Annotated in this window: 20 protein-coding genes; 15 read left to right on the top strand and 5 right to left on the bottom strand. The window is 37.4% G+C overall.

Annotated features, from left to right (window positions below; all coding sequences use genetic code 11):
* The 5 genes from CXF67_RS11840 to CXF67_RS11820 form a co-directional block, all read right to left on the bottom strand.
* Window positions 1-2,658: a BamA/OMP85 family outer membrane protein gene (locus CXF67_RS11840; protein WP_102088931.1), complete on the bottom strand. Its 2,658-nt coding sequence runs from the start codon at window positions 2,656-2,658 to the stop codon at window positions 1-3.
* A complete protein-coding gene (locus tag CXF67_RS11835) occupies window positions 2,594-3,331 on the bottom strand; it encodes an isoprenyl transferase (RefSeq protein ID WP_102088930.1) in 738 nt (245 codons plus the stop codon). The genes CXF67_RS11840 and CXF67_RS11835 overlap by 65 nt, the downstream gene beginning before the upstream one ends.
* 3 nt (window positions 3,332-3,334) lie before the next feature.
* Window positions 3,335-4,045 (bottom strand): type IX secretion system protein PorG, encoded by a 711-nt coding sequence (locus tag CXF67_RS11830; protein ID WP_102088929.1) that lies wholly within the window; start codon window positions 4,043-4,045, stop codon window positions 3,335-3,337.
* Window positions 4,046-4,144: 99 nt separating this feature from the next.
* Entirely contained in the window at window positions 4,145-5,032 is an 888-nt protein-coding gene (locus CXF67_RS11825) for an NAD kinase (protein ID WP_102088928.1), read from the bottom strand.
* A gap of 12 nt (window positions 5,033-5,044) precedes the next feature.
* A complete protein-coding gene (locus CXF67_RS11820) occupies window positions 5,045-5,701 on the bottom strand; it encodes a CBS domain-containing protein (protein ID WP_102088927.1) in 657 nt (218 codons plus the stop codon).
* Between the two features lie 79 nt (window positions 5,702-5,780).
* Between CXF67_RS11820 and CXF67_RS11815 the strand changes: the two genes are divergently transcribed.
* The 15 genes from CXF67_RS11815 (at window position 5,781) to dnaE (ending at window position 25,277) form a co-directional block, all read left to right on the top strand.
* On the top strand, window positions 5,781-6,494 hold the full coding sequence (locus tag CXF67_RS11815; protein WP_102088926.1) for a pyridoxine 5'-phosphate synthase: 714 nt from the start codon (window positions 5,781-5,783) through the stop codon (window positions 6,492-6,494).
* A complete protein-coding gene (locus CXF67_RS11810; protein ID WP_102088925.1) occupies window positions 6,495-7,265 on the top strand; it encodes an alpha/beta fold hydrolase in 771 nt (256 codons plus the stop codon). It begins immediately after the preceding gene.
* A gap of 102 nt (window positions 7,266-7,367) precedes the next feature.
* Complete coding sequence (locus tag CXF67_RS11805) at window positions 7,368-8,624, top strand: OmpP1/FadL family transporter (protein WP_102088924.1); 1,257 nt, start codon at window positions 7,368-7,370, stop codon at window positions 8,622-8,624.
* A 9-nt stretch (window positions 8,625-8,633) separates the two neighbouring features.
* Window positions 8,634-10,187, top strand: a complete 1,554-nt coding sequence (locus tag CXF67_RS11800) for an SGNH/GDSL hydrolase family protein (protein ID WP_102088923.1) — start codon at window positions 8,634-8,636, stop codon at window positions 10,185-10,187.
* Window positions 10,188-10,274: 87 nt separating this feature from the next.
* The gene (locus CXF67_RS11795; protein WP_102088922.1) at window positions 10,275-10,619 is read left to right on the top strand and encodes a phage holin family protein; all 345 of its coding nucleotides are present in this window, start codon (window positions 10,275-10,277) and stop codon (window positions 10,617-10,619) included.
* Between the two features lie 15 nt (window positions 10,620-10,634).
* Complete coding sequence (locus CXF67_RS11790) at window positions 10,635-11,210, top strand: CPBP family intramembrane glutamic endopeptidase (RefSeq protein WP_102088921.1); 576 nt, start codon at window positions 10,635-10,637, stop codon at window positions 11,208-11,210.
* A gap of 292 nt (window positions 11,211-11,502) precedes the next feature.
* Complete coding sequence (gene tig / locus CXF67_RS11785) at window positions 11,503-12,825, top strand: trigger factor (protein ID WP_102088920.1); 1,323 nt, start codon at window positions 11,503-11,505, stop codon at window positions 12,823-12,825.
* 109 nt (window positions 12,826-12,934) lie between these two features.
* Window positions 12,935-13,609, top strand: a complete 675-nt coding sequence (locus tag CXF67_RS11780; protein ID WP_015024127.1) for an ATP-dependent Clp protease proteolytic subunit — start codon at window positions 12,935-12,937, stop codon at window positions 13,607-13,609.
* A 3-nt stretch (window positions 13,610-13,612) separates the two neighbouring features.
* Entirely contained in the window at window positions 13,613-14,845 is a 1,233-nt protein-coding gene (clpX, locus tag CXF67_RS11775) for an ATP-dependent Clp protease ATP-binding subunit ClpX (protein ID WP_102088919.1), read from the top strand.
* Between the two features lie 110 nt (window positions 14,846-14,955).
* Window positions 14,956-16,305, top strand: coding sequence for a M24 family metallopeptidase (locus CXF67_RS11770; protein ID WP_102088918.1), 1,350 nt, complete (start codon window positions 14,956-14,958; stop codon window positions 16,303-16,305).
* A 198-nt stretch (window positions 16,306-16,503) separates the two neighbouring features.
* The gene (locus CXF67_RS11765) at window positions 16,504-17,328 is read left to right on the top strand and encodes a prephenate dehydratase (protein WP_102088917.1); all 825 of its coding nucleotides are present in this window, start codon (window positions 16,504-16,506) and stop codon (window positions 17,326-17,328) included.
* Complete coding sequence (locus CXF67_RS11760; protein WP_102088916.1) at window positions 17,325-18,485, top strand: pyridoxal phosphate-dependent aminotransferase; 1,161 nt, start codon at window positions 17,325-17,327, stop codon at window positions 18,483-18,485. Before CXF67_RS11765 ends, CXF67_RS11760 begins: the two co-directional genes overlap by 4 nt.
* The gene (locus CXF67_RS11755) at window positions 18,482-19,351 is read left to right on the top strand and encodes a prephenate dehydrogenase (protein ID WP_102088915.1); all 870 of its coding nucleotides are present in this window, start codon (window positions 18,482-18,484) and stop codon (window positions 19,349-19,351) included. Before CXF67_RS11760 ends, CXF67_RS11755 begins: the two co-directional genes overlap by 4 nt.
* Entirely contained in the window at window positions 19,341-20,423 is a 1,083-nt protein-coding gene (locus CXF67_RS11750) for a bifunctional 3-deoxy-7-phosphoheptulonate synthase/chorismate mutase type II (RefSeq protein WP_102088914.1), read from the top strand. Before CXF67_RS11755 ends, CXF67_RS11750 begins: the two co-directional genes overlap by 11 nt.
* Window positions 20,424-20,918: 495 nt before the next feature.
* Window positions 20,919-25,277: a DNA polymerase III subunit alpha gene (dnaE, locus tag CXF67_RS11745; RefSeq protein ID WP_102088913.1), complete on the top strand. Its 4,359-nt coding sequence runs from the start codon at window positions 20,919-20,921 to the stop codon at window positions 25,275-25,277.
* The last annotated feature ends 249 nt before the right edge of the window (window positions 25,278-25,526 follow it).

The raw sequence follows: 25,526 nt of genomic DNA, 5'->3' as shown, positions 1-25,526 counted from the left end.
TTAAAATTGTTGACCGATAATAAAGTGGGTTTCCCACCCATTAGGACCTGTATTACTGCCGGGTATGGGGTCAAATCCATAACCAAAGTCTATGCCCAATAGACCAAAAGCAGGCATAAAGATACGTAAACCAGCACCTGCAGATCTGCTCATTTCAAAGGGTGTAAAGTCTTTAAACTGATCAAAAGTAGCACCACCTTCCATGAAGGCAAGGGCATAGATTGAAGCTGAAGGTTTTAATGTAATAGGATACCTCAATTCCATCGTGTATTTGTTATAGATGGAAGCTCCATCATTAAAGCTTTCTTCTCCACCAACTGTTCGTGTCCTGGGTAATATGGATTGGTTAGGATAACCTCTTAGAGCAATAATTTCACGACCATCCAAAGCAAACCCAGCTAAGCCATCTCCTCCTAAGAAAAAACGTTCAAATGGAGGAATACCTCTGTCATTATTATAAGCCCCTAAGAACCCATATTCAAAACGTGTTCTTAAAACTAGTTTATCAAACAAATTATTATACCAATCACCACTAAATTTAACCTTATAAAATTCCAACCAGTTGAAACGTTGCTGATCGATGACCGCTAAAGCTTCTCCATCATTACTGGCCAAAGCCTCTATTCTTTGTTCTCGAAGCCCCGCGTAATCAACATCGTTAAAAGCCGAGTAGGGAAGAGTAAATTTCACAGAGAAATCGAATTCTGATCCTCCTGTTGGAAAAATGGGATTGGTGAACGTATTATTTCTGTTTAATCCGACGGTGAATGATAGGTTATTTGATGTTCCATTAGGGAATCTAAATAATCCGATATTATAATTATTTAATTGAAAATTCTGGTACCCAATAGAGGTGGATAAAGTAAAGTTTTGATCGGGTTCTCGTAGTCGTTTAGCAAAACCAACGTTTATACCAGTAATGGTAAAACTTCTGTCATTATCAGCTCTTCGTGTTAATGGGTTGAACAAAAATTGTATAGTTTGAGATAATGATACAGAGAGCTGCACCGGCTTTTTACCGCCCAACCAGGGTTCTACAAATGATAAACTATAATTTTGAAAGGCTAAACTGGCTTGTGCTCTTAGAGATAAAGATTGACCATCCCCCATAGGTACAGGCTTATAGGCTTCTTTATTGAAAATATTTTTAAGGGAGAAGTTGTTGAATCTCAAACCTAAAGTTCCAATAAAACCTCCTCCACCATAACCACCTTGCAACTCAATTTGACTGCTACCTTGTTCTTCTACTACGTATTGAAGGTCTAGAGTACCTGATTGTGGATCTACATTTTTAAATTCTGGTTCAAGATTTTCAGCATTAAAAAATCCAAGCTGCCCAAGTTCACGAATCGTATTCATGACATCTTGTTTGCTGTATTGTTGTCCTGGTCGTGTCCTTAAATTTCTAAAAATGACATTGTCATTTGTCTTGTCATTACCAGAGATTAAAATTTCGTTGAAGTAGGCAATTTTTCCCTCGTTGATTCGTATTTCGAAGTCAATAGTATCGTTATAAATTCGGGTTTCTACAGGAGTGATATTCGAAAACAGGTAACCATTGTTTTGATATAAATTGGTAATATCATTGGCATCTGGTTTTTCATTATTGGCGATTTTATTCTGTAAAACAGTTCCGTTGTAAGGATCTCCTTTTCTTATCCCCATGAGTTGGCTTAACTGAGCGTTTGTATAAGCGGAATTTCCTAAAAAGTCAATTTCTCCAAAATAGTAGCGGTTCCCTTCCTTCACCTCTATGTTAATAGTAATATCAGTATCTGAATTTACAATAACAGAATCGCTTACTATTCTAGCATCTCGATATCCTTTTTCCTTAAACTTCTTTACGATTTTATCTTTATCTGTTTCATATTCTTCTTCAATGAACTTCGAACGTTTCCATACCCTTAAGAAGAATTTCTCTTTGGTTTTCTTCATCATCCGTTTTATAGTCCAGTCGGAAAACTGTTCATTCCCTTTAATATTGATTTCGCTTATTTTTACTTTATCGCCAGTTTCAATGTCAACTGTCACATTAACAAGGTTATCCGTACTTGAAGTGTCTATAACTTCACTGGTAATGATGTTCGCTTTTGCATTCAAAAAACCTTTCTCTTTATACTTCTCTTCTATATTATTACGAAGATTTATCACATAATTTTCAGTGATTTTTGTATTCTTTTGAATGGAGTTGTCTTTTATAATTTCGGAGCGCTTACGTTTCTTAATTCCTCTTACTTTTATCTCGTTAAGTTTGGGTACTTCAACGATTTCAAGCTGCAAATCTGCGATATCTCCGTCTACATTTTTTAAGTAAAAATTTATATCACTAAAAAGACCAAGATTCCAAAGTTTTTTTAGAACCTTACTTATTCTGTCACCAGGAATGTAGAGTTCTTCTCCTTCCTTAAGGCCAGTGAAGGCAATCACGGTTTGTTCGTTATAGCTTGAGGAACCAATAACTTCTATCTTTCCTAAAGTGTACTTTTTACCGGCGGCTTGCTGAGGGTTTTGCTGAGCATTCGCAAAGGCGAAAAATAACATTAGTGTTAGAGCTGTAACATATAGGTTAACTCTAGAAAATAGTGTAGTGCACTTAGAGTTGTTCACTTGTTTTTCCAAATCTTCTTTCTCTTTTTTGATATTCGTAAATTGCTTCAAAAAGGTTTTCTTTTCTAAAATCTGGCCAGAGGGTTTCTGTAAAATACAATTCCGCATATGCCATCTGCCAGAGTAAAAAATTACTGATTCGCTGTTCGCCGCTTGTGCGAATCATCATATCTACATCAGGTAAATTTCGAGTGTAAAGATGATTATTTATTGTAGACTCATCAATAGTTTCAGAATCTATTATATTATTTTTCACCTTTTGGCTGATTTGTTTGACAGCTTGAATCATTTCTTCTCTCGCCCCATAACTCAGAGCTAGGGTTAAGGTCATGCGAGAATTATTTGCTGTCTTCTCGATAACTTCTTTAAGTTCTTTTTTGGCCTTGGCGGGTAAATTTTCTATACAACCAATCGCCTGAAGCCTAATTTTATTGTCTTGTAATGTCTTAATCTCATCTTTTAAAGAAGACACCAAGAGCCTCATAAGAGTTTGAATCTCTAGTTTAGGTCTATTCCAATTTTCAGTCGAAAAAGCGTAAAGCGTAAGATTTTCAATGCCTAATTCAGCACTGCTTTCTACAGTTTCTCTAACGGCTTTAGTTCCTTTTTCATGGCCTCTTACCCGCATTAATCCCTGTTTCTTGGCCCAGCGCCCATTTCCATCCATGATGATGGCAACGTGCTTAGGAAGCTTTTCTATGTTTATGTTTGATCTGAAATCCATTCACTAAAAATTGCAATAACAAGGTTTACGCCCAAATGTGTAAGTGAGTGTAAGTCCCGAAAACATGTACCAATCATTCATATTTGAATTTCCAAAGGTAGGATAAATTGTTTGACTGTTTATTTCATCTTGAACACTTCCGTCCAAATTATCTGTAAAAGTATATCTGGCACCAAATTCTACAGCTACTATCCAATGCTTGCTCAAGGCCCCCTTTATTCCTATAACTAGGGGAATGGCGAAATTTGAGATAGAGTTTCCCTCGACAAGTTCACCATCTTCTACAAAAAAATCATCAGTAAAAAAATAAGTTGGACCAGTATAAAGATAGGGGGTGATAAGAGGTCTTTTAAGCGCATGAAGATCCCATTCAAAAAAGTTTAATTCTAAACCAACCGACAGTTCCGTAATGCTGCTCTCAAAAGAATATCCTCGATTAAATCTTCTGGGTTCATCAGACCTTAAATCGTTTCCAAAGGTGTTTGCCCTTAATACAGAAAACCTGAAAGCGTGTCTAGGACTTCTGTTCCATTTTAAGAGGATACCATAAGAAACTTTATCCTGACTCAGATAATCTTCTGTTTTCATAAAGGAAGAAGAGCCAACATCACCAACAAAATTCACTCCACCCAACATAAGACCTGCTTCATAAGTCTGAGCCGATGCGAACTGAATTCCAAGACAAATGGAGAGGCCAATAAGAATATATCTCATAGAGTTTCAAAAGTTTGCAAATATATAAATATCGATATCACTGGTTTTTATTTTAAATCATTTCTGATTTAAAAACACAATTTGGCTCGATTTATTGTTTTAGTTGCGTTTATCTTGTCCCCAAAGTAGTTTTTTTCTGAGGGTTGTAATAAAGCTATCGCTAAATAGCCAAACAAGTTTAATCTTGAAGTCAGCTTTTTTGATGCGCACAATGGTGTCTTTGTCCAAACTGGCTAACCTAGAGTCCAACGAAATCAGATATTGATCTTCTCTGCCTGAAATTTTCAACTTTATTTCTAAATCATCGGGGATAACTAGAGGTCTGGCATTTAAATTATGTGGTGCGATGGGAGTGATGACGAAACTTTTGGTTTGAGGTGTGATAATAGGCCCTCCACAACTTAAAGAGTATCCTGTGGAGCCTGTTGGCGTTGAAATAATAATACCATCAGACCAGTATGCATTGAGGAATTCATCATTCAACCAAGTTTCAATGGTGATCATAGAAGTTGTTTCCTTTCGGCTTACGGCAATATCGTTAAGGGCAAAAGGGAAAGAATGCAGAGCGCCTTCTTGAGATTCGCAGGAGACCTCCAGGACAGACCGCTCGGAAACTGTGTATTTTTCGTCTAGAATTTCCTCTATGCTTTTTTTAATTTCGTTTTTATGAACAGTAGCCAAAAATCCTAGCCTGCCAGTGTTGATACCTATAATAGGAATTTTGAGATCTTTTACAAACTTTACCGCCGACAGAATAGTACCATCTCCACCTATGGTAAAAAATAAATCTATGGTTTTATCAAGAGATGCAAATGTTTTTAAGCTATTGATTTCGGGGATAGGTTTCTCTTTCTTCAGTAGTCTAAAGTAGTCTTCTTCGATGACCACACTTATATGATGTTCATTGAGGACATCAAGTAGTTGAAGGAGATACTTTTCAGTTTCCGGATTAAAAGATTGGCCAAAAATAGCGACGTGTTTCACCATGATTTATTTAAGCTATATGTCTAAATATTTGTTGAGATAGTCTGAATGTTCTTTAAGGTCCTCCGTAAAGAGGTCTTCGGGATGTTCGCTAGCAATTTGATAATCGTAACGTCTAAAGGTTTGTAGGATTTCATTGATACTCTGGTGTTCTACTTTTACAGTAATTTCAACGACATCTTTGGAGAGATAACTCACATACATGCCAGATAACTTCGCATTAAGAGTTTCAATAAGTTGAGCGACTTCACTAAAAGAGAATTTGGTTCTCTCTTTCCTTAAGATCATTACCTCCCCCTCGTTAGCTACAAAAGGACTTTCCCCAAATAAATCCAAAACATCCTCAAGCTTCATTATGCCAATGTAGTTTTTGTCTTGGTCTAGAATGGGCAACAAGTTGGTCTGATGATTAGCAAACTCATGGATAAGGTCTAAGTTGGTTTTATGTGCTTCTGCATAAAAAACTTCTATCAGGTATTTAAATTCCGAAAGTGGTGCGTCTTTATCTAAATTAATCAAGTCAGCTACATTAATACTTCCTTTAAAAACGCCTTTTTTAAAAACGGGAAGATGATTGAATGTTGAGGTCTTGAAAACCGACTTCACTTCTGAAATTGAATTCGATATATCAAGAGGCTGTAGGGTTTTGTTAATTAAATTTTGCCAAATCATAAGATGATCTTTTCATGCAAAATACGTAAAATCAAAGCAAAGTCTCGTATTTGATTGTATTTTTGTTTAAAAACTAACAATGATACGATTAAGTGTTAATATCAATAAAATTGCGACTCTTAGAAATGCTAGAGGAGGAGATACCCCTAATGTGGTTGAATCTGCAAAAAATTTAGAGTCTTTTGGAGCTCAAGGGATTACGGTTCACCCTAGGCCAGATGAGCGCCACATACGATACGCCGATGTCAATGAACTAACCAAAGTGATTAAAACCGAATTCAATATTGAAGGGAATCCTAATCAAAAGTTTATAGCTCTAGTTCTAGACGCTAAACCAGCTCAGGTGACTTTGGTCCCAGATGGGGAGGATGTCCTAACTTCCAATGCTGGATGGGACACCTTAAAGCACAAGGATTTTTTGAAGGAGGTAATTTCAGAATTTAAAGCTCATGGTATAAGAACTTCAGTTTTCGTGGATCCCTCTGTGCAAATGATTCAAGGGGCCGCCGAAGTAGGGGCCGATAGAGTAGAACTTTTCACCGAGGCTTACGCCCAAGGGTACATTAAAGATAAGGAAAAAGCGATTGCACCTTATTTAAAATGTGCTGAAGAAGCCAAAAGTCTTGGCTTAGGGATCAATGCTGGGCACGATCTTTCACTTGAGAATATTGAATACTTTGCTCAGACGATTCCTTTTCTAGACGAAGTTTCTATCGGTCATGCTTTAATTTCAGAAGCTATATATGATGGATTGGAAGTTGTGGTTAAATCTTATCTAAAAAAACTAAGCTAAATGAAGTTACATTCAAAAATAAAAGGAAAGGGTAAGCCTCTTATTATTTTACATGGGTTTTTGGGGATGGGCGATAATTGGAAAACATTAGCTAATGCCTACGCTAAAGAAGGCTTTGAGGTGCATCTTGTCGATCAAAGAAATCATGGAAGAAGTCCTCATGACATAGCTTTTAGTTATGAACTCATGGCCGAAGACCTTAAGGATTATCTCGAGGATAAATATTTAGAAAAGGTCTCTATCATTGGTCATTCTATGGGGGGAAAAGTCGCTATGCGCTTTGCAACCTTACATCCAGAGCGCCTTAATAAACTGATCATTGTAGATATTGCCCCAAAATATTATCCACAACATCACCAGCAAATTTTGGAGGGTTTAACTCAGGTTTCTAAAGCTAAACTAACGTCTAGAAGTGATGCGGACGAGCTTTTGGCTAAGTATATTTCTTTAAAAGCAGTAAGACAATTTCTTTTAAAAAATCTGTATTGGAAGACGCAAGACGAAATCAACCTTAGACTAAATTTGCAAGCTTTAAAAGAGAATATAGAAGAAGTGGGAAAAGGTTTGCCGCAAAATTCAAAATATGCAGGAGAGACCTTGTTTTTAAAAGGAGGTAATTCAGACTATATCCAAGAAGAAGATAAAAAAGATATGGCTTCTCATTTTGAAAATTTTGAGATGAAAGTCATCAAAAATTCAGGTCATTGGGTACATGCAGAAAAAAGAGAGGACTTCCTTCAAGTCAGTTTAGACTTCTTAAAAACAAATTAATTTATAATGCGTGCATAATATTTTAAATTTATGGTGTGAAACTATTAATAATTGATAAATTTGATAAGCAATTTTAGAATATCATAATTAAACAAAATCGATATGAAGAACTTTTTAATTTCAGGAATGCTTATAATTTTTGCATCAGCTTCAGTTTATGCAGGAGGTTATCGAGTAGCAGCCCAAGGGCAGCGCGCCTTAGCAATGGGTCATGCTGGAGTAGGTGTCGTGAATAGTGCAGAAATTGCATTTTTCAACCCCTCAGGAATGGTCTATTTGGAAGATAAATTCACAGTTTCTGCCGGGGTAACAGGTGTTTTCTCTAATGTGAAATGGCAAAATACGTCTACTGGGCAATTTGCAGAAACCCAGCAGGGTGCAGGAACGCCGTTTTATCTTCATGCGGCTTATAAAGTCAATGAATGGATAAGTTTAGGTTTATCGGTGACGACTCCTTATGGAAGCTCTGTAGAGTGGGAGCCGGATTGGGCAGGTTCTCACTTGGTCAATGATATTAATTTAGCAGCTATCTTTATACAGCCCTTAGTTTCAATAAAGCTATCAGAACATTTTAGTATTGGTGGTGGACCTATTTTTGTGACAGGTAATGTCAATTTTAATAGAAATGCTAGCCGTACCCTTACCGACGAACAAGGAAATAGATCTAATATTACCGTAGATGACACTGGGGTAAATAATACAGGATGGAGTGGAAGTTTTATGTTTACTCCTGTTAAAGAATTGAGAATAGGATTTAATTATAGATCTGAAATACTTCTGAATGCTGAGGGAGGCGAGGCAGTTTTTAGTGATTTCCCAAACTCGGCATTAACTCCTCAAAACGGTACAACCACCTTTAATGCCACTCTGCCACTTCCAGCCGAGTTAACCATTGGCTTTGCTTACGAGCCTAATGAAAAATGGTTATTTGCCTTTGATTATCAGAGAGCATTCTGGGATGTTTATAATTCTCTAGACATTGAATTTGGAAATCCAAATGTTCCAACGTCTGTTAACCCAAGGAACTACAAAAATGCATCTATCTATAGATTTGGTGCTCAATATAAAGCAACAGAAAATGTGACCTTGAGAGCGGGTTATTATTTTGATGAATCTCCAGTACAAGCTGGATTTTTTGCGCCAGAAACTCCAAGAAATGATGGAAGTGGTTATACAGCAGGTTTGTCTTTTCAAGTCTCTGAAAAGCTTGCTATAGATGCTTCTTTTCTGTACTTAAGATTCCAAGAAGTAGAGGCCTCTTATGACTCATACCTTGAAAATGGGCAAAGTGCTCCTTTTAGTGGATCATACAAATCAAACGCATTCTTACCAGGATTGGGAGTGACTTATAAATTATAACTAAAAACTATGAAAAACTATATAAAATATTTACCTTTTCTTGCCATAGGATTTCTGTCTTGTGAGCCAGAATTTGACGACGCCATCGAAGAAAACGAAGTCTACACCGCTGGTGAAGCTGATTTCTCCAACTATGTTTCTCTAGGGAATTCGTTAACTGCAGGATTTGCAGACAATGCACTTTACATACAGGGACAACAAAACTCCTACCCGAATATCCTTGCTAGCCAATTTAAGCTCGTAGGTGGAGGTGAGTTTATACAGCCTTTAATGGAGGATAATTTAGGAGGCTTACTTTTGAATGGAATGCAAATTACTAATAATCGATTGGTATTATCTACTGCTTCAGGTAGTCCAGCACCAGCAACAATTGCTGGAGCTCCTCAAACTGAAATCACCAACAAATTATCGGGGCCCTTTAATAATATGGGAGTCCCTGGTGCAAAAAGTTTTCATCTAGCGGCGCCAGGTTATGGTAATGTCGCAGGTGTAGAATTAGGACAAGCCAATCCTTATTTTGTAAGATTTTCTACATCAGAAACTACGACGATTCTTGCAGATGCTGTAGCTCAAAACCCTAGTTTCTTTTCGCTTTGGATTGGAAATAATGATATTCTAAGCTATGCTACAAGTGGAGGTACAGGTGAAGACCAAGCTGGAAATTTAGACCCTTCAACTTATGGAAGTACAGATATTACAGACCCTAACGTATTTGCTCAAATTTATTCAAATCTTGTCGATGCCTTAAGTGCAAATGCGTCTGGAGGAGTGGTTTATAATATTCCAAATGTTACCGACATCCCGTTTTTCACAACGGTTCCAAACAACGCTTTGGTTTTGGATGCAGCTTCAGCGGGTAGTTTGACTGGCTTTTTCCAAGCAGTTGCTGGAATTTTTACTCAAGGCTTGATTCAGGAAGGAGTACCGCCAGCACAAGCACAAGCTCTAGCGGCTCAATATGCTATTGCATTTAATGAAGGCCCAAATCGTTTTGTAATTGATGTTCCTGCAACTCAAACTAATCCATTAGGATTTAGACAAATGCAAGAGGGTGAACTTTTACTTTTAACCATCGATCGAGGTGCTTTGGCACAAGGTTATGGTTCTGTAGCTCTTTCACCAGCAGTTTTGCAAGTTTTAGGAATCCTTCAACAAGGAGGTACGCCTACTCAAGAACAGGCGCAATTGGTTTTGGGGGCGGTGAATGGTATTGACGATAAAGATGCTCTAGACTCTAGTGAACTTTCTGATATCTCAAATGCTAGACTTTCTTACAATTCTACAATACAGTCTTTAGCAGAAGCTAATGGATTGGCTTTTGTAGACGCTGACGCTTTATTAAATAGAGTAGGACAAGGCATAAGCTTTCCTGGTGGAGTTATCACTTCAGACTTTGTCACTGGTGGTGGATTTTCTTTGGATGGTGTGCATTTAACTCCCCGGGGTTATGCTCTTATAGCTAATGAAACTCTAGAAGCTATTAATCAAACGTATGGGTCTAACTTACCAGAAGTAAATGTTGGAGAGTTTGGAACAATATCTTTGAGTGACAATGTGAATTAACTGTTTCTAAATTATAATTATAACTGCTTCAACTTAATTGTTGAGGCAGTTTTTTTTATATTAGATTTCAAAATTTAAAACAGACCTATGAAAACCTTACTTCAAATTGTTCTCACAGGACTTATTGTCCTTATACTATCCAATATTCTGGGTGGGGTGTATGTCGCCGACTTTTTTACGGCTATTGTTGTTGCTGCAATTCTTGCCCTACTTAACATCTTTATAAAGCCAATTTTATTGATTCTGACCCTTCCAGTCACCGTCGTCACCTTTGGTTTGTTCTTGCTGGCAATTAATGCATTTATCATTCTCATGGCAGACTGGCTTATAGAGGCCTTCCGTGTTGATGGATTTTGGTGGGCAGTGTTATTTAGTATTTTGCTCTCTTTCTTACAATCTATAGTGTTCGCCCTTGCACAGCGTAAAAGATAATTTAAATTTCAATAAATGGTAGTAACCAAAAAGGCCATGCTTATCATGTCCATATTTACTCTTTTTGGCTTCAGCGGAATAGCTTATTTTATTTTATCATTTTCAGATAAAGTTAATTATTTTGAGATGTTCAACTATGATCATCTCGTCACCTCTATTCCAATTGGTCTTGGCTTTGGAGCATTGGCAGCCCTTATAGGAGCTTTGCTTTTAAAACTTCCGGTGTTAAAAGAAACAAGTACTTTTTATGCTAGGCTTTTTAAAGGCTTAGACCTGCAGTGGATTGATATAGTATTCTATTCTCTATGTGCAGGTATAGGAGAAGAAATTCTATTTCGCGGAGCGCTTCAGCCTCTAATGGGTTTATGGTGGGCTGCTATACTTTTTGTTGTTTTACATGGCTATATATCTACAAAGGATTGGAAAAAATCTATCTATGGAGTATTTCTGATTTTAATTTCTGCTGGCTTTGGCTATCTCACACGTTACTTTGATATTTTCTCGGCAATGGCTGCGCATTTTATTTTTGATGTCATCATGTTTATTAAACTCAGAAAAGAAGCGAGATCGATGTCTTCTGAAATTGAATAAGATTTAAGGCTTGGTGTAATACCAAATCAAACCTGCAATGTCATAATGAATCGTTTTTTTTTCGTCTATTTTTTATCAAAAATAATTACCGCAACTAAGGCTATGCTAATTATTTTCAACTTCAATCAATCAAAAAACCTGTGCTGAGCCACGTCGTCTTATAATTCAATTTATTTATACGGCATTATAAATTTAATTCGGTATAAAACCCTTACACTCTAGCCTTCAGCATAAAAACTTGGTAAGCAGTGAAATAAATTGTAATTTTGCACTTCCAAAAAAATTCTTTAAAATGAAGATAACAAGAGAAGATAAAGACCAACTAAATTCTGTCATCAAAATCATTATTGAAAAAAACGATTACAGTCCAAAGGTAGAAAAAGTACTTAAAGACCATCGTAAGACAGCAAGTATTCCTGGTTTCAGAAAAGGAATGGTCCCAACGGGTATGATAAAAAAACAGTATGGAAAATCTGTTTTAGTAGATGAAGTCAATAAATTGTTACAAGAATCATTAAACTCATATATCACAAAAGAGAAGCTCGAAATTTTGGGAAATCCACTTCCTAAACCACAAGATGAACTAAACTGGGAGTCCGACGATTATAACTTTGAATTTGAACTAGGATTAGCCCCAAAATTTGATATCACTTTGGAAGATGAAGGTCCAGTTAAGTATTACAACATTTCTGCAGATGAGGAGATGATTGATAATCAACTCAAAACCATTCAGCGTCAATACGGGAAACTCGAGCCCCAGAACGAAGTGAAGGAAAAATTTATAGTGGTTGGAACGTTTCACAATGAAGAAGAAGGTATCGAAAATGAGGCCACCTTCAACGTTGAAGATCTCGATGGAGAGATCAACCAAAAAGTACTTTTAGGAGCAAAGACCGGAGATCAAGTCGTTTTAAAATCTAGCAAACTTTTTAAAGATGAGGATACTTTAGCGACTCAACTTGGTATTGAAAAAGATAAAGCTGAGGGTCTAAAAGTTGATTTGACGTTCACGATCAAAGAAATTAATGAACAAATTCTAGCAGAACTTAATCAAGACTTGTTTGATAAAGCTTTTGGTGAAGGAGAAGTCTCCTCAGAAAAGGAAGCTAAAGAAAAAATAGCAGAACAATCCAAGCAAACTTTTCAACAACAAGGCGATCAGCAATTTTTTAATGATGTCACAGAGCACCTGATTGAAAAGTCAAATATGAGTTTACCTTCAGAGTTTCTTCAAAAGTGGATGCAAACACAAGGTGAAAAGAAATTGACAGTTGAAGAGGCTAAAGATGAATACGAAAAGAGTGAGAAGGGTATTAAGTACCAGCTTATCGAAGCCAAAATAGCGAAAGACAACGATGTCAGAGTCGAGATGGAGGACGTTAAGAAAGTCGCCAAAGAAAAGATTAAAATGCAGATGATGCAATTTGGTCAAATGGACTTTCCAGAAGATCAAATGGACGGAATCATTCAAAATTTGATGTCGAACCAAGAGCAGGTAAAACAGTTTTCAGAGGAAGTAATGGTTCAAAAATTACTTGGACTTTACAAGCAGAAAATGAAGATTGAAGAAAAGGACCTTACATACAAAGAATTTGTAGATACGATTTATAAATAAATCAATTTTATACTTACAAAAGGATATAGTTCGAAGTTAACATTTAGTAAAAGAAGCACACAAGATCTTAGCTTCGAGCTATATTTGTTTTTAAAATACAGAGGATACTATGAAAATGGATAAAGAATTCAAAAAATTTGCCACCAAAGATCATGGTGTCAATGCCAATTATTACGATAAAATTATTACAAGCATGACTCCTTCTGCGATGACTCCCAATATTATTGAGGAGCGCCAGATGAATGCTGTAGCTATGGACGTTTTTTCTAGATTGATGATGGACAGAATTATTTTTCTAGGATTACCTATCAACGATCAAGTTGCTAATATTATTCAAGCCCAACTTTTGTTTTTAGAAAGCACAGATTCTTCAAAAGATATTCAGATTTACATAAACTCTCCCGGAGGTAGTGTTTATGCTGGTTTGGGAATTTATGATACTATGCAGTTCATAAAGCCAGATGTGGCTACTATTAATACAGGAATAGCAGCTTCTATGGGAGCCGTTCTGCTTTGTGCAGGAACTGCTGGAAAACGAAGTGGTCTTCCTCATTCAAGAGTGATGATCCATCAGCCTATGGGTGGAGCACAAGGACAAGCAGATGATATTGAAATCACAGCGAATCAAATCATAATGCTGAAAGAAGAATTATATACGATCATTTCAAAACATTCTGGAAAATCTTACGATGAGGTCTACCAAGATGGAGATAGAGATTTCTGGATGAAATCAGATGCTGCGAAAGAGTATGGAATGATTGATGAAATATTGACTAGAGACTAAGTTATGGCTAAAGAAGAGTTAGAATGTTCATTTTGTGGACGCAAAAAAGTTGAAACCAACCTACTTATTGCAGGATTGGACGCCCATATTTGTGACCGATGTATCGAGCAAGCTCACGGAATCGTTATTGAGGAATCCAAACAGGATAGTACAGAAGAGCTTTCTTCAGAATTGAAGTTAAGAAAGCCAAAGGCTATCAAAGATTTCTTAGATCAATATGTCATTGGTCAAGACCAAACTAAAAAAGTGATGTCTGTGGCCGTTTATAATCACTACAAAAGATTACTACAGCCAAAATCTAAGGATGACATTGAAATCCAAAAGAGTAATATCATTATGGCAGGGCAAACGGGGACAGGTAAAACACTTGTTGCCAAAACCATAGCTAAAATGCTTAATGTTCCTCTAGCTATTGTAGATGCTACTGTATTAACCGAAGCTGGATATGTTGGTGAAGATGTGGAAACCATCTTAACTAAGCTTCTTGCAGCAGCAGATTACAATACTGAAAAAGCTGAGCATGGGATTGTGTTTATTGATGAAATTGATAAAATCGCACGTAAAAGTGATAATCCTTCCATTACAAGAGATGTAAGTGGTGAAGGTGTTCAACAAGCTTTGCTAAAACTTTTAGAAGGCACTACCGTTAACGTACCACCAAAGGGAGGCCGTAAGCATCCAGATCAAAAATTTATAGAAGTCAACACAGAAAACATATTGTTTATTGCTGGAGGTGCGTTTGATGGTATTGAGAAAAATATCTCAAAGCGTTTAAACATGCAAGCCGTTGGCTATGGAGCTTCAAAATTAGGTGAAAGTGTAGATAAAGAAAATATTCTTCAATATATTATCCCTAAAGATTTGAAAGATTATGGTCTCATCCCAGAGATTATTGGTCGTCTTCCTGTCCTTACCTATATGGATCCTTTAGATAAGGAGACGCTAAGACGTATTTTGACAGAACCTAAAAATGCCATTATAAAACAATACCAAAAGTTGTTTGAAATGGATAATATTGATTTTCAAATTACCGACGGGGCTTTAGATTTTATCGTTCAAAAGGCACTAGAATACAAGCTTGGAGCAAGAGGTTTACGTTCACTTTGTGAAGCTATCCTTACCGATGCGATGTTCTATCTGCCAGAAAGTGATGAAACTGAATTTAAGGTAACAAAGTCCTATGCTGAAAAATCTCTTGAAAGAACTAGTTTGAGAAAGCTGAAAGCAGTGAGTTAATCTCACCTAACTTTTATAAGAAATAGTTACAGACCTCATCAAATTTAATTGATGAGGTCTTTTTATTGAATTTATGTCTATTTTTAATTTTGAATTAAAAAAACAGACATATGAAATTAGTTTTCAGCCTATTTTTTATAGCATGCATTTGCTGTACCACCTATGCTCAAGGCATAGCTGTATTATCTCAAAAGGAACAATCTAAAGTTGTCGATCAATGGCTCGGAGAACGTATAGAAACAATCTTGCCAAAACTAATGGACCGTTCTGGGATAGACATGTGGTTGGTGATTTCTAGAGAATACAATGAAGACCCAGTTATTAAAACTTTTCTGCCAAGCACATGGTTGGCGGCTCGAAGGAGGACTATACTAGTGATGTATAAGCCTAAAGGAGAAGATGAGGTGGAAACTTTGGCAGTAGCTAGGTATAATGTGGGCTCATATTTTAAAAAAGCATGGGATCCTGAGGTCGAACCAAACCAATGGAAGCGATTGATAGAGCTTATTAAAGAACGCGATCCAAAGCAAATCGGTATTAATACTTCTGAAGATTTTGGACATGCTGATGGCTTAAACCATACCGAATACAAAATGCTGATGGAATATTTACCCAAATCCTACCAACAGAGGGTAACTTCTGCAGAAGCCCTTGCCGTAGGTTGGTTGGAAACAAGAACACCTTCAGAAATGGCAACGTATAAACACATCCAAACCATAGCTCATCATATTATCCAAGAGGGTTTATCGGAGCAGGTGATTACTCCAGGGGTAACCAGTACTTCAGACGTAGTCTGGTGGTACAGAGATAAAATTAAAGAGCTTGGTCTAGAAACTTGGTTTCATCCTACAGTAGATATTCAAAGAAGCGGTAACGAAAGCAAGGAACATTTGAGAACGTTTGATACGAATCCAGACCCAGAGATTATAAGGCCTGGTGATATTTTACATATGGATTTTGGCATCACCTATTTAAGATTGAACACAGATACGCAAGAACTTGCATACGTTTTAAAGCCAGATGAAAAGGAAGTTCCCCAATACCTTAAAGAGGCTCTTGCGGTTGGAAATCGGTTGCAAGATATACTAACGTCCAATTTTAAAATTGGCAGAACGGGTAATGAAATCCTAAAAGCAGCGAGATCTACCATGAGTTCTGAAGGTATAAACGGCACTATTTATACTCATCCCATGGGATATCATGGACATGCAGCAGGGCCTACTATCGGGATGTGGGACAATCAAGGTAATGTACTGGGTTCTGGTGATTACCAACTCCACCCAAATACGGTGTATGCGATAGAGCTCAACGCAGAAGTTTACTTAGACGAATGGGAAAAGCCTTTTCGGGTGATGTTGGAAGAAGGCGCTCATTTTAATGGGCAAGAAGTCATTTATCTGAATGGGAGACAAAAAGAATTTTTAACCATTCCTAGACAAAAGACGTATCTAAAAAACTAATATTTTGAATTTTATTTAGGTTAATAGGATTTTATTCAAAATAAATTTTAATTTAGTCTCATATTATAATACAAATGACAATTCGTTTTTATATTTATTTCAACTTTTATTTTGCTAGTCTAGCGAAACGGGGTTGATATGAAATAAATTCATTATCAAATATACAAAGCCTCGTTTTTTACGAGGCTTTTTTAATTTATAAAATTGAAAATAGCAATACAAGGAATAAAAGGATCTAATCACTATAAAGCCCTTACAGAGCTTTTTGGGGAAACCGATGTCGAGGCTTTAGAATGTATGACATTCCAAAAACTCGTTCAGGCTATAATAAATGATGAATGTGAAAAAGGAGTGATGGCTATTGAGAATTCTATAGCAGGAAGTATCCTTCCTAATTATCGCCTTATTTTGGACTATCGTCTTCAAGTGACCGCAGAGCATTATCTAAACATAAGTCACAATTTAGTGGCTCTGCCAGGACAGACATTAGAAGATCTAAAAGAAGTGAGGTCCCACCAAATGGCATTGCACCAGTGTAGTCATTTTTTTGGAAACCATAGCCATATTCATCTTATTGAAGATGTGGACACAGCCCTCCCCGCTCAGCAGCTTACAGAACAACGCCTGTTTGGTGTCGGAGCCTTAGTGCCAAAAGGGACTGCAGAACTTTTTAATTTAAAAGTGATTGCGAAAGATGTCCAAAACTATAGTGCTAACGAAACCCGTTTTGTCGTTATCGAAAAAATAGGGAACTCAATTAAAGAAGTGAACAAAGCCACTCTAAAATTTGAAATAGCCCATGAATCGGGAAGCTTAGCAAACGTCCTTAATGTCATGGCAGATCATGGATTAAACTTAACGAAGATTCAAAGTATCCCCATTCCTGAGGAAGTATGGAAGTATGCCTTTATTGTCGACGTTGCATTTACAAGTCTATACCATTTTCAAAGCGCTTTTAAAGCCGTATCAAACCTTAGTATCAATCCGACCTGTGTAGGTCAATATAAAAGTGGAAAGTCATGATTTCATTATCCAACCGACTCCAAAAGACAGAAGAGTACTATTTCAGCAAAAAGCTGAGAGAAGTTGCTCAACTTAAAAAAGAAGGAAAACCGATCATCAATTTAGGAATTGGAAGTCCAGATTTAGCGCCACCTGAAGAGGTCGTTGACGAATTGGTGAAGGCGACAACTCAACACGGGGCCTATCAATATCAAGCCTATAAGGGTTTAGATGAATTGAGACAAGCGATGTGTGGTTTTTATGAAAATCATTATGCGGTCCAAATTGATAAAGAAAATGAGGTGCTTCCGCTGATGGGGTCTAAAGAAGGAGTTTCTTTAATTTCAATGGCTTTTTTAAACGAAGGCGATCAAGTTTTAGTTCCTAATCCAGGATATCCCACTTATCAAGCGGCGACTAAGCTTTTGAATGCTGAACTTATCTCGTATGATTTGACGGAGGGAAATGCGTGGCATCCCGATTTTGAAGCGCTTCAAAAATTAGACCTAGCTAAGGTGAAGTTGATGTGGATCAACTATCCAAATATGCCCACAGGTCAAGCAGCAGATAGAATAAAACTACAACAGCTGATCCGCTTTGCCAAGGCTAATGATATCTTGTTGATTAATGACAATCCCTACAGCATGGTTCTCACCGATGATAAATTTTCTATTTTTCAACTGGAAGGAGCCAAAGAGGTCTGTTTGGAGTTAAACTCGCTGAGTAAGTCTTACAACTTAGCAGGATTCAGAGTTGGGTTTTTAGTGGGTCATTCTGAATTTATTTCAGCCGTATTAAAGGTAAAGAGCAATATGGATAGTGGGATGTTTTTTCCTATCCAAAAGGCAGCGACCAAAGCTTTGGAGCTAAAAAACGACTGGTTTGACGCTCAGAATACTGTTTACAAAAAACGCAGGGCTATCCTTTGGGAGATGTGTGAAACGTTAAACCTGAGTTTTGATAAATCTGCAGTTGGACTTTTTGTGTGGGGCAAAGTGAATTCCTCTCAATCTGCAAAAGAACTGGCAGATGAGCTCTTATACAAAAGAAATGTATTTGTAACCCCCGGTGATGTATTTGGATCTAATGGGTCTAATTATCTCCGCTTTTCATTATGTGTTTCTGAGGAGGAACTTAGCATTTGTAAAGAGCGAATCTCAAAATTTGAAGCTGTATGAAAATAGGATGTATAGGTTTAGGTTTAATAGGAGGATCTTTTGCCTTATCCATGAAGAGAAATTTTTCAGAGGTTCAAGTTTTTGGTATGGATAAAAATTTTGAGCATTTACAAAAGGCCTTAACCTTGAATATTATCGACCAAGTTTTGGAAGAGTCAGCATGGTCTGAAATGGATGTCGTCATCCTCAGTATCCCGGTGGACCATTCCTCTGTAGTATTACAAGAAATTTTAGATAAAATTCATCCCCAAGCTTTGGTGATGGATATGGGGTCTACAAAAGGTCAGTTATGTGAAGCGGTCGCCAAAAACCCGAAGCGGCATCAGTTTTTGGCTGCTCACCCTATTGCAGGGACAGAATTTTCTGGACCTGAAGCTGCTTTTGATTCTTTATTTGATCACAAAACTATGATTTTATGTGAGGCCGAACACACAGAGGCTAGTCTCTTAGAGATCGCTAAAAGCTTAATTGCCCCTCTACACATGACGTTAAAATATATGGGGGCCAAAGCCCATGACAAGCATTTAGCCTACGTCTCTCATTTGTCACACATCAGCTCCTTTATGCTTGGTAAAACAGTATTGGACATTGAAAAAAATGATCGAGATATATTCGATTTGGCAGGGAGTGGTTTTGCCTCTACGGTTAGACTAGCCAAATCCAACCCTGTAACCTGGACGGCTATTTTTAAAGAAAATCAAGAAGAAGTCCAATACGCCTTGGAAGAATATATACAGAATTTAAAAGCTTTTCAGAAGCAACTAGAAACTCAAAATTATAAGGGTATACATCAACAATTGGCAGAGGTCAATGACTTGAAACCCATTTTAAACGGAATCATAAAAAAAGAAGAGAATGGAAATTAACACAACACAAAGACAATGGTTAACTGATTTTAATTTAGATCATCCTCTAGTTATTGCTGGACCTTGTAGTGCAGAAACAGAAGAGCAAGTGGTCAAAATAGCTCAGCAATTAAAAGACACTGACACCAGCATCATGCGAGCGGGAATTTGGAAGCCTAGAACTCGCCCAGGGAATTTTGAAGGTGTTGGAGCTATTGGTTTAGATTGGCTGAAAACCGCTAAGGCGGAAACCGGTCTTAAATTGGCGACTGAGGTAGCCAATAAAACTCATGTAGAAATGGCGCTTAAAGCTGATATCGATGTCCTGTGGATTGGAGCTCGAAGCACAGTAAGTCCTTTTATTGTTCAAGAGATCGCAGATGCCCTGAAAGGGACTGATAAAATAGTTTTAGTCAAAAACCCTGTCAATCCAGATTTAGCTTTGTGGTTGGGGGCCGTAGAGCGTCTTTATGATGCGGGCATTAAAAACTTGGGAGTTATTCACAGAGGCTTCTCGACTTACGAGAAAACAAAATATAGAAATAATCCCGAATGGCAAATTGCTATCGATTTACAGTCGGAATACCCAGACTTACCTATCATTCTGGATCCTTCCCATATTGCAGGGCGACGAGATATTATTTTTGACATTTGTCAGACGGGACTTGATCTTAATTTCGATGGAATTATGGTGGAAACTCATTTTGATCCAGATAATGCTTGGAGTGACGCTAAGCAACAAATTACTCCTAAAGCGCTCGATCAAATGACGGTAGACTTGAGAATGAGAAAGGAGTTTACAGAAGCTACAGCTTTCCAAAATAAACTTCAAACCCTAAGGACCAAAATAGATGTAGTTGATCATCAGTTGATAGACCTCTTGGGAAAGCGAATGAAAATAGCAGACGAGATAGGTGACCTTAAGAAGAAAAACAACGTAGCAATTCTTCAGACCAAACGTTGGAATTCTATTCTGGATACAATGATTGCTGCTGGAGCTGAAAACAATTTAAGCAAAGAATTTATAACCAAATTTTTAAAGGCCATTCATGAGGAATCCATCGGTCACCAGCATAAAATTATAAGTGAATAGTGTTGAAGATCGATACTAAAAGAAAATGAAATATTTTAAATTTTGCTTCTTCTTTAAAAGATATGTTTAATGATAATCTTTTATGTTTAAGGAGTAAAATTGAATTTATACCAAAATATCACTTTTAGTTTAAGATTACAGGCCTTGCACCTTAAGGAAAAGAGGTGCTAGGCCTGTAATCTTAATAACTTACACCAAATTAAATTTATAATGTCGTATAAATAAATTGAATTATTTTTTGATTGATTGAAGTTGAAAATAATTAGCATAGCCTTAGTTACGGTAATTATTTTTGATAAAAAGCAGGCGAAAAAGAAACGATTTATTGCGACATTATAGGTTTAATTTGGTATTAGGATGTTAGCCATGCAATTTTGTGACTGATGGGACTTTTAAGTCAACGTTCAAAATCTCACAATTAAGCAGAGATAAATTCAAAATAATGCTATTTAAAACTCTGTTTTTCGCTAATTTTATACTTCAAAACTCTGCTTCATGTACATCATTTTCGATACCGAAACCACAGGATTACCCAAGCGTTGGAACGCGCCAATCACAGATACCGACAACTGGCCTAGAGCTATACAAATCGCTTGGCAAGTTCATGATGAATGGGGAAATCTTGTAGAGGCAAAAGATTACTTGATTCGTCCCGAGGGGTTTGACATCCCTTACGATGCCGAGCGTATTCATGGCATTTCTACTGCCTTGGCCCTACAAAAAGGGGAGTCTTTGGACATGGTATTAGCAGAGTTCAATGAAGCCTTATCAGAATCTAAGTTTGTGGTTGGGCAGAATGTTGGTTTCGATGTAAACGTGATGGGAGCCGAATTCCATAGAGCTCAACTAGAGTCTTTGATGGCCTCTATGCCTGTATTGGATACTTGCACAGAAAAAACAGCTAAGCTTTGTCAAATTCTAGGGGGGCGTGGAGGGAAATTCAAACTCCCTACATTAACTGAATTACACCAATATCTTTTTGGACAGCCTTTTAATGAGGCTCACAATGCGACTGCGGATGTGGAAGCGACGACACGTTGTTTTCTGGAGTTGATCCGCACGGGAAATTACACAGAAAATGAACTACAGGCAGAGCGTAGTTATCTTCAAGAATTTAAGTCTAGGCATACGGGGCCTCTAAGTAAGGTTGGTCTTAATCATATTAACCTTAAAAAAGCGTCTGCTCAATTAAAAGCAAAACAAGAAGCAAAATCAGAAGAAAGCGGTCCTTCTAAAGCAGAGCTTGATGAGAATTTAGAACAACTGCAGGAGTCTAGTTTTGTTCATCTTCATAACCATACCCAATTCTCCGTCTTGCAATCTACGATGGCTGTCCCAGATCTGGTAGCGGCAGCAGCAAAGCACAATATGCCAGCGGTAGCAATAACAGACCATGCTAATATGATGGGGGCATTTCACTTTGTGAATGCTGTTAAAAAACACAATTCTGCCATTGCCAATGATTCTGAAAACACTTCACAACCTATAAAACCGATTATTGGTTGTGAATTTTTTGTGTGCGAAGACCATACCGATAGAACTCATAAAGACAATGGCTACCAAATGGTGATTCTAGCCAAGAATAAAAAGGGCTATCACAATTTAGCAAAAATGTCTTCTATGGGCTTTACCAAAGGCTTTTACTACATCCCTAGAATTGATAAAAAGCTTATTGAAACTTATAAAGATGACCTCATAGTTTTATCGGGAAGTCTCTATGGTGAAATTGCTAGTAAACTTTTAAATCTTGGAGAAAACCAAGCAGAAGACTCCTTGGTCTGGTGGAAGGAGACTTTTGGCGATGATTTTTATGTAGAAATTATGCGTCACCAGCAAGAAGATGAAGAGCGCGCCAATGAAGCTTTAATTCGACTTGCCAATAAGCACGATATCAATTTAGTAGCGACTAATAATACTTATTACGCTGATCAAAAAGATGCCAATGCACATGATATTTTATTGTGTGTTAAAGAGGGGGAGAAGCAAGCTACACCTATAGGTCGCGGCCGTGGCTACCGTTACGGACTTCCGAATGACCAGTACTACTTCAAGTCTGCTGAGGAGATGAAATCTCTTTTTAAAGACTTGCCTCAAGCCATTTCCAATACAGAGGCTATCGCCAATAAGGTTGAAGCCTTTGAACTGGCTAGAGAGGTATTATTGCCAGCTTTTATAATCCCAGAACAATTTTTGGAAGAGGCGGATAAAACAGATGCTGGTAAGCGTGGAGAAAATGCATACTTAAAGCACCTCACATTTGAGGGGGCTAAAAGGCGTTACGGAGAATTAAGTGAGGAGATCAAGGACCGATTGGATTTTGAACTTTCGGTCATTGCCAATACAGGTTATCCGGGCTATTTCTTAATCGTGGAAGATTTTATTCGCGAAGCGAGAAAAATGGGAGTTTCGGTAGGTCCAGGACGTGGTTCTGCTGCGGGTAGTGCAGTAGCCTATTGCTTGAAGATTACCAATATAGATCCTATAAAATACGACTTACTTTTCGAGCGGTTTTTAAATCCAGAGCGAGTGAGTATGCCCGATATTGATATCGATTTTGATGACGAAGGACGAAGTAAAGTAATGGATTATGTGATTGAGAAGTACGGCCAAAATCAAGTTGCACAAATTATCACTTACGGAACAATGGCAGCTAAATCTGCTATAAGAGATACTGCAAGAGTTTTGGATTTGCCCTTGTACGAAGCCGATCGCATTGCCAAATTAATTCCGGATATGTCCAAGCTAGGGAAAATCTTTAGCATGGACGAAAAGGAAATTCGTAAGAATTTTAGATCCGAAGAAGTGGATAAAGTCTTAGAACTTGTTGCTATTTCAGAACAAGATTCTCCAGAAGCTGAAACGGTAAACCAAGCTAGGATTTTGGAAGGTTCTGTGAGAAATACAGGCATTCATGCCTGTGGAGTGATTATCACCCCAGATGATATTACCAAGTTTGTTCCCGTCTCTGTCGCGAAAGATTCCAACCTCTATGTTACTCAATTCGATAACTCGGTGGTGGAAGATGCAGGCCTTTTGAAAATGGACTTTTTGGGGTTAAAGACCTTAACTCTAATTAAAGATACCGTTGAAATTGTAAAAGCACGCCACGACGTCGATCTAGATCCTGAAGCTTTCCCGCTAGATGATGAAAAGACCTATGAGCTCTTTCAACGTGGAGAAACCGTTGGGATTTTTCAATATGAATCTCTAGGAATGCAAAAACATATGAAAGATCTAAAGCCAACGGTGTTTGGAGATCTTATCGCGATGAATGCTTTGTATAGACCTGGGCCAATGGAGTATATCCCGAGTTTTATTAAAAGGAAACATGGGGAGGAGGACATCTCTTACGATTTGCCTGAAATGCAAGAATATCTTGAGGAAACTTATGGGATTACCGTTTACCAAGAGCAAGTGATGCTGCTCTCGCAAAAATTGGCCAGCTTTACGAAAGGTGAAGCTGATGTCTTGAGGAAAGCCATGGGTAAAAAGTTGAAAGATGTCTTAGTTAAACTGAAACCAAAGTTTATTAATCAAGCAAAAGACAATGGGCACAATGAAGAAAAGCTGGAGAAAATCTGGAAAGACTGGGAAGCTTTTGCCAGTTATGCTTTCAACAAATCCCACTCGACTTGTTATGCCTTTGTTGCTTACCAAACGGCATACTTAAAAGCCCATTATCCAGCAGAATATATGGCAGCTGTCCTTTCTAATAATATGAGTGACATCAAGAAAGTTACCTTTTTTATGGAGGAATGCAAGCGAATGCGTTTACCAGTTTTGGGACCAGACGTGAATGAATCTTATTATAAATTTTCAGTGAACAAAGACGATGCTGTTAGGTTTGGTATGGGCGCTATTAAAGGCGTTGGAGGAGGAGCGGTGAATACCATCGTAGAACACCGGAAGAAAGGTCACTACCTCTCTATTTTTGATTTGTCCAAACGCATCGATCTTCGAGCTGCTAATAAGAAAGCTTTTGAAAGTTTGGCTTATGCAGGAGCTTTCGACAGTTTGGGAGAAGTGCATAGAGCTCAATATTTTCAAGCTACCGACGGAGATTTAACCTTTCTGGAAAAGGTGATTAAATATGCGGCAAGGTACCAAGAGAATAAAAATTCATCCCAAGTGAGTTTGTTTGGTGAGTCGAGTGAAGTCCAAATTCCTGAGCCAGAAGTACCGCCTTGCGAGCCTTGGCATTCCATGCGAACCTTAAAAGCAGAAAAGGAAGTGGTAGGTCTGTTTTTATCGGGTCACCCATTGGATGATTTTAAACTGGAAATCAACTCCTTTTGCAGGTCAAACCTAAAGGAAGTTGCAGAAATTGAAAAACACCTCAATAAAGAGTTATCCCTTGCAGGCGTGGTGACAGATGTAAATCACAGGGTAAGTAAAATCGGTAAAGGCTTTGCGACTTTTGTGTTGGAAGATTATAACGAAAGTCATGAATTTTGGATTTTTGGGGAAGAGTACTTGAAATTTAGGCACTTTTTAATTCAGGATAATTTCGTTCATCTGAAATTGAGGGCAACCCAATTTACAAATAGAGATACTGGAGAACCTGGGCGAACGCGTATTGGTTTTGTATCTTTTAAACAACTTCAAGATGTCCTAAAGGAAAATGCCAAAAAATTGACGATCCAAATGAATGTGGATGACCTTAACGAGTCTCAAATAAAAGCCTTAGGGGATTTGTTTAAAACTTACTCGGGAGATCACTTGCTAAACTTTGTGGTGTATGAAATGAAAGGCAAGATTAAAATTCACATGCCGAGCAAGACACAAAAAGTAAAAATCTGTAATGAATTGATTGATGAACTGTCTGAGCAAAAGATTAAATTTTTAATCAATTAAATCCAAACTTTATAAATCCTAAAATTATACAGGATTAATTGTGGTATTAAGAGCCTATTCAAGTTGCATGTCTTTATTACTTAAATTAAATGACTATTGGATTCCTTGCATAACATCTAATTATTTAGATGTTATGCAAGGAATCCAATAGTCTAAGGTCCATTTTAAATCAGAAATGTAAAATTGGGTATCAAATACAATAAATGTCATCATTAAGAGCATTATTGGCTTTCTAGGAGAGATCAATAC

The organism is Psychroflexus sp. MES1-P1E, assembly GCF_002836055.1.
GTDB lineage: Bacteria > Bacteroidota > Bacteroidia > Flavobacteriales > Flavobacteriaceae > Psychroflexus.
This window is presented reverse-complemented; position numbering and strand designations above follow the sequence as displayed.

Excerpts from the sequence above, each read along its gene's own strand:
- CXF67_RS11835 (WP_102088930.1), bottom strand. The coding sequence starts at position 3,331 with ATGGATTTCAGATCAAACATAAACATAGAAAAGCTTCCTAAGCACGTT.
- CXF67_RS11830 (WP_102088929.1), bottom strand. The coding sequence starts at position 4,045 with ATGAGATATATTCTTATTGGCCTCTCCATTTGTCTTGGAATTCAGTTC.
- CXF67_RS11825 (WP_102088928.1), bottom strand. The coding sequence starts at position 5,032 with ATGGTGAAACACGTCGCTATTTTTGGCCAATCTTTTAATCCGGAAACT.
- CXF67_RS11820 (WP_102088927.1), bottom strand. The coding sequence starts at position 5,701 with ATGATTTGGCAAAATTTAATTAACAAAACCCTACAGCCTCTTGATATA.
- CXF67_RS11815 (WP_102088926.1), top strand. The coding sequence starts at position 5,781 with ATGATACGATTAAGTGTTAATATCAATAAAATTGCGACTCTTAGAAAT.
- CXF67_RS11810 (WP_102088925.1), top strand. The coding sequence starts at position 6,495 with ATGAAGTTACATTCAAAAATAAAAGGAAAGGGTAAGCCTCTTATTATT.
- CXF67_RS11805 (WP_102088924.1), top strand. The coding sequence starts at position 7,368 with ATGAAGAACTTTTTAATTTCAGGAATGCTTATAATTTTTGCATCAGCT.
- CXF67_RS11800 (WP_102088923.1), top strand. The coding sequence starts at position 8,634 with ATGAAAAACTATATAAAATATTTACCTTTTCTTGCCATAGGATTTCTG.
- CXF67_RS11795 (WP_102088922.1), top strand. The coding sequence starts at position 10,275 with ATGAAAACCTTACTTCAAATTGTTCTCACAGGACTTATTGTCCTTATA.
- CXF67_RS11790 (WP_102088921.1), top strand. The coding sequence starts at position 10,635 with ATGGTAGTAACCAAAAAGGCCATGCTTATCATGTCCATATTTACTCTT.
- tig (WP_102088920.1), top strand. The coding sequence starts at position 11,503 with ATGAAGATAACAAGAGAAGATAAAGACCAACTAAATTCTGTCATCAAA.
- CXF67_RS11780 (WP_015024127.1), top strand. The coding sequence starts at position 12,935 with ATGAAAATGGATAAAGAATTCAAAAAATTTGCCACCAAAGATCATGGT.
- clpX (WP_102088919.1), top strand. The coding sequence starts at position 13,613 with ATGGCTAAAGAAGAGTTAGAATGTTCATTTTGTGGACGCAAAAAAGTT.
- CXF67_RS11770 (WP_102088918.1), top strand. The coding sequence starts at position 14,956 with ATGAAATTAGTTTTCAGCCTATTTTTTATAGCATGCATTTGCTGTACC.
- CXF67_RS11760 (WP_102088916.1), top strand. The coding sequence starts at position 17,325 with ATGATTTCATTATCCAACCGACTCCAAAAGACAGAAGAGTACTATTTC.
- CXF67_RS11755 (WP_102088915.1), top strand. The coding sequence starts at position 18,482 with ATGAAAATAGGATGTATAGGTTTAGGTTTAATAGGAGGATCTTTTGCC.
- CXF67_RS11750 (WP_102088914.1), top strand. The coding sequence starts at position 19,341 with ATGGAAATTAACACAACACAAAGACAATGGTTAACTGATTTTAATTTA.
- dnaE (WP_102088913.1), top strand. The coding sequence starts at position 20,919 with ATGTACATCATTTTCGATACCGAAACCACAGGATTACCCAAGCGTTGG.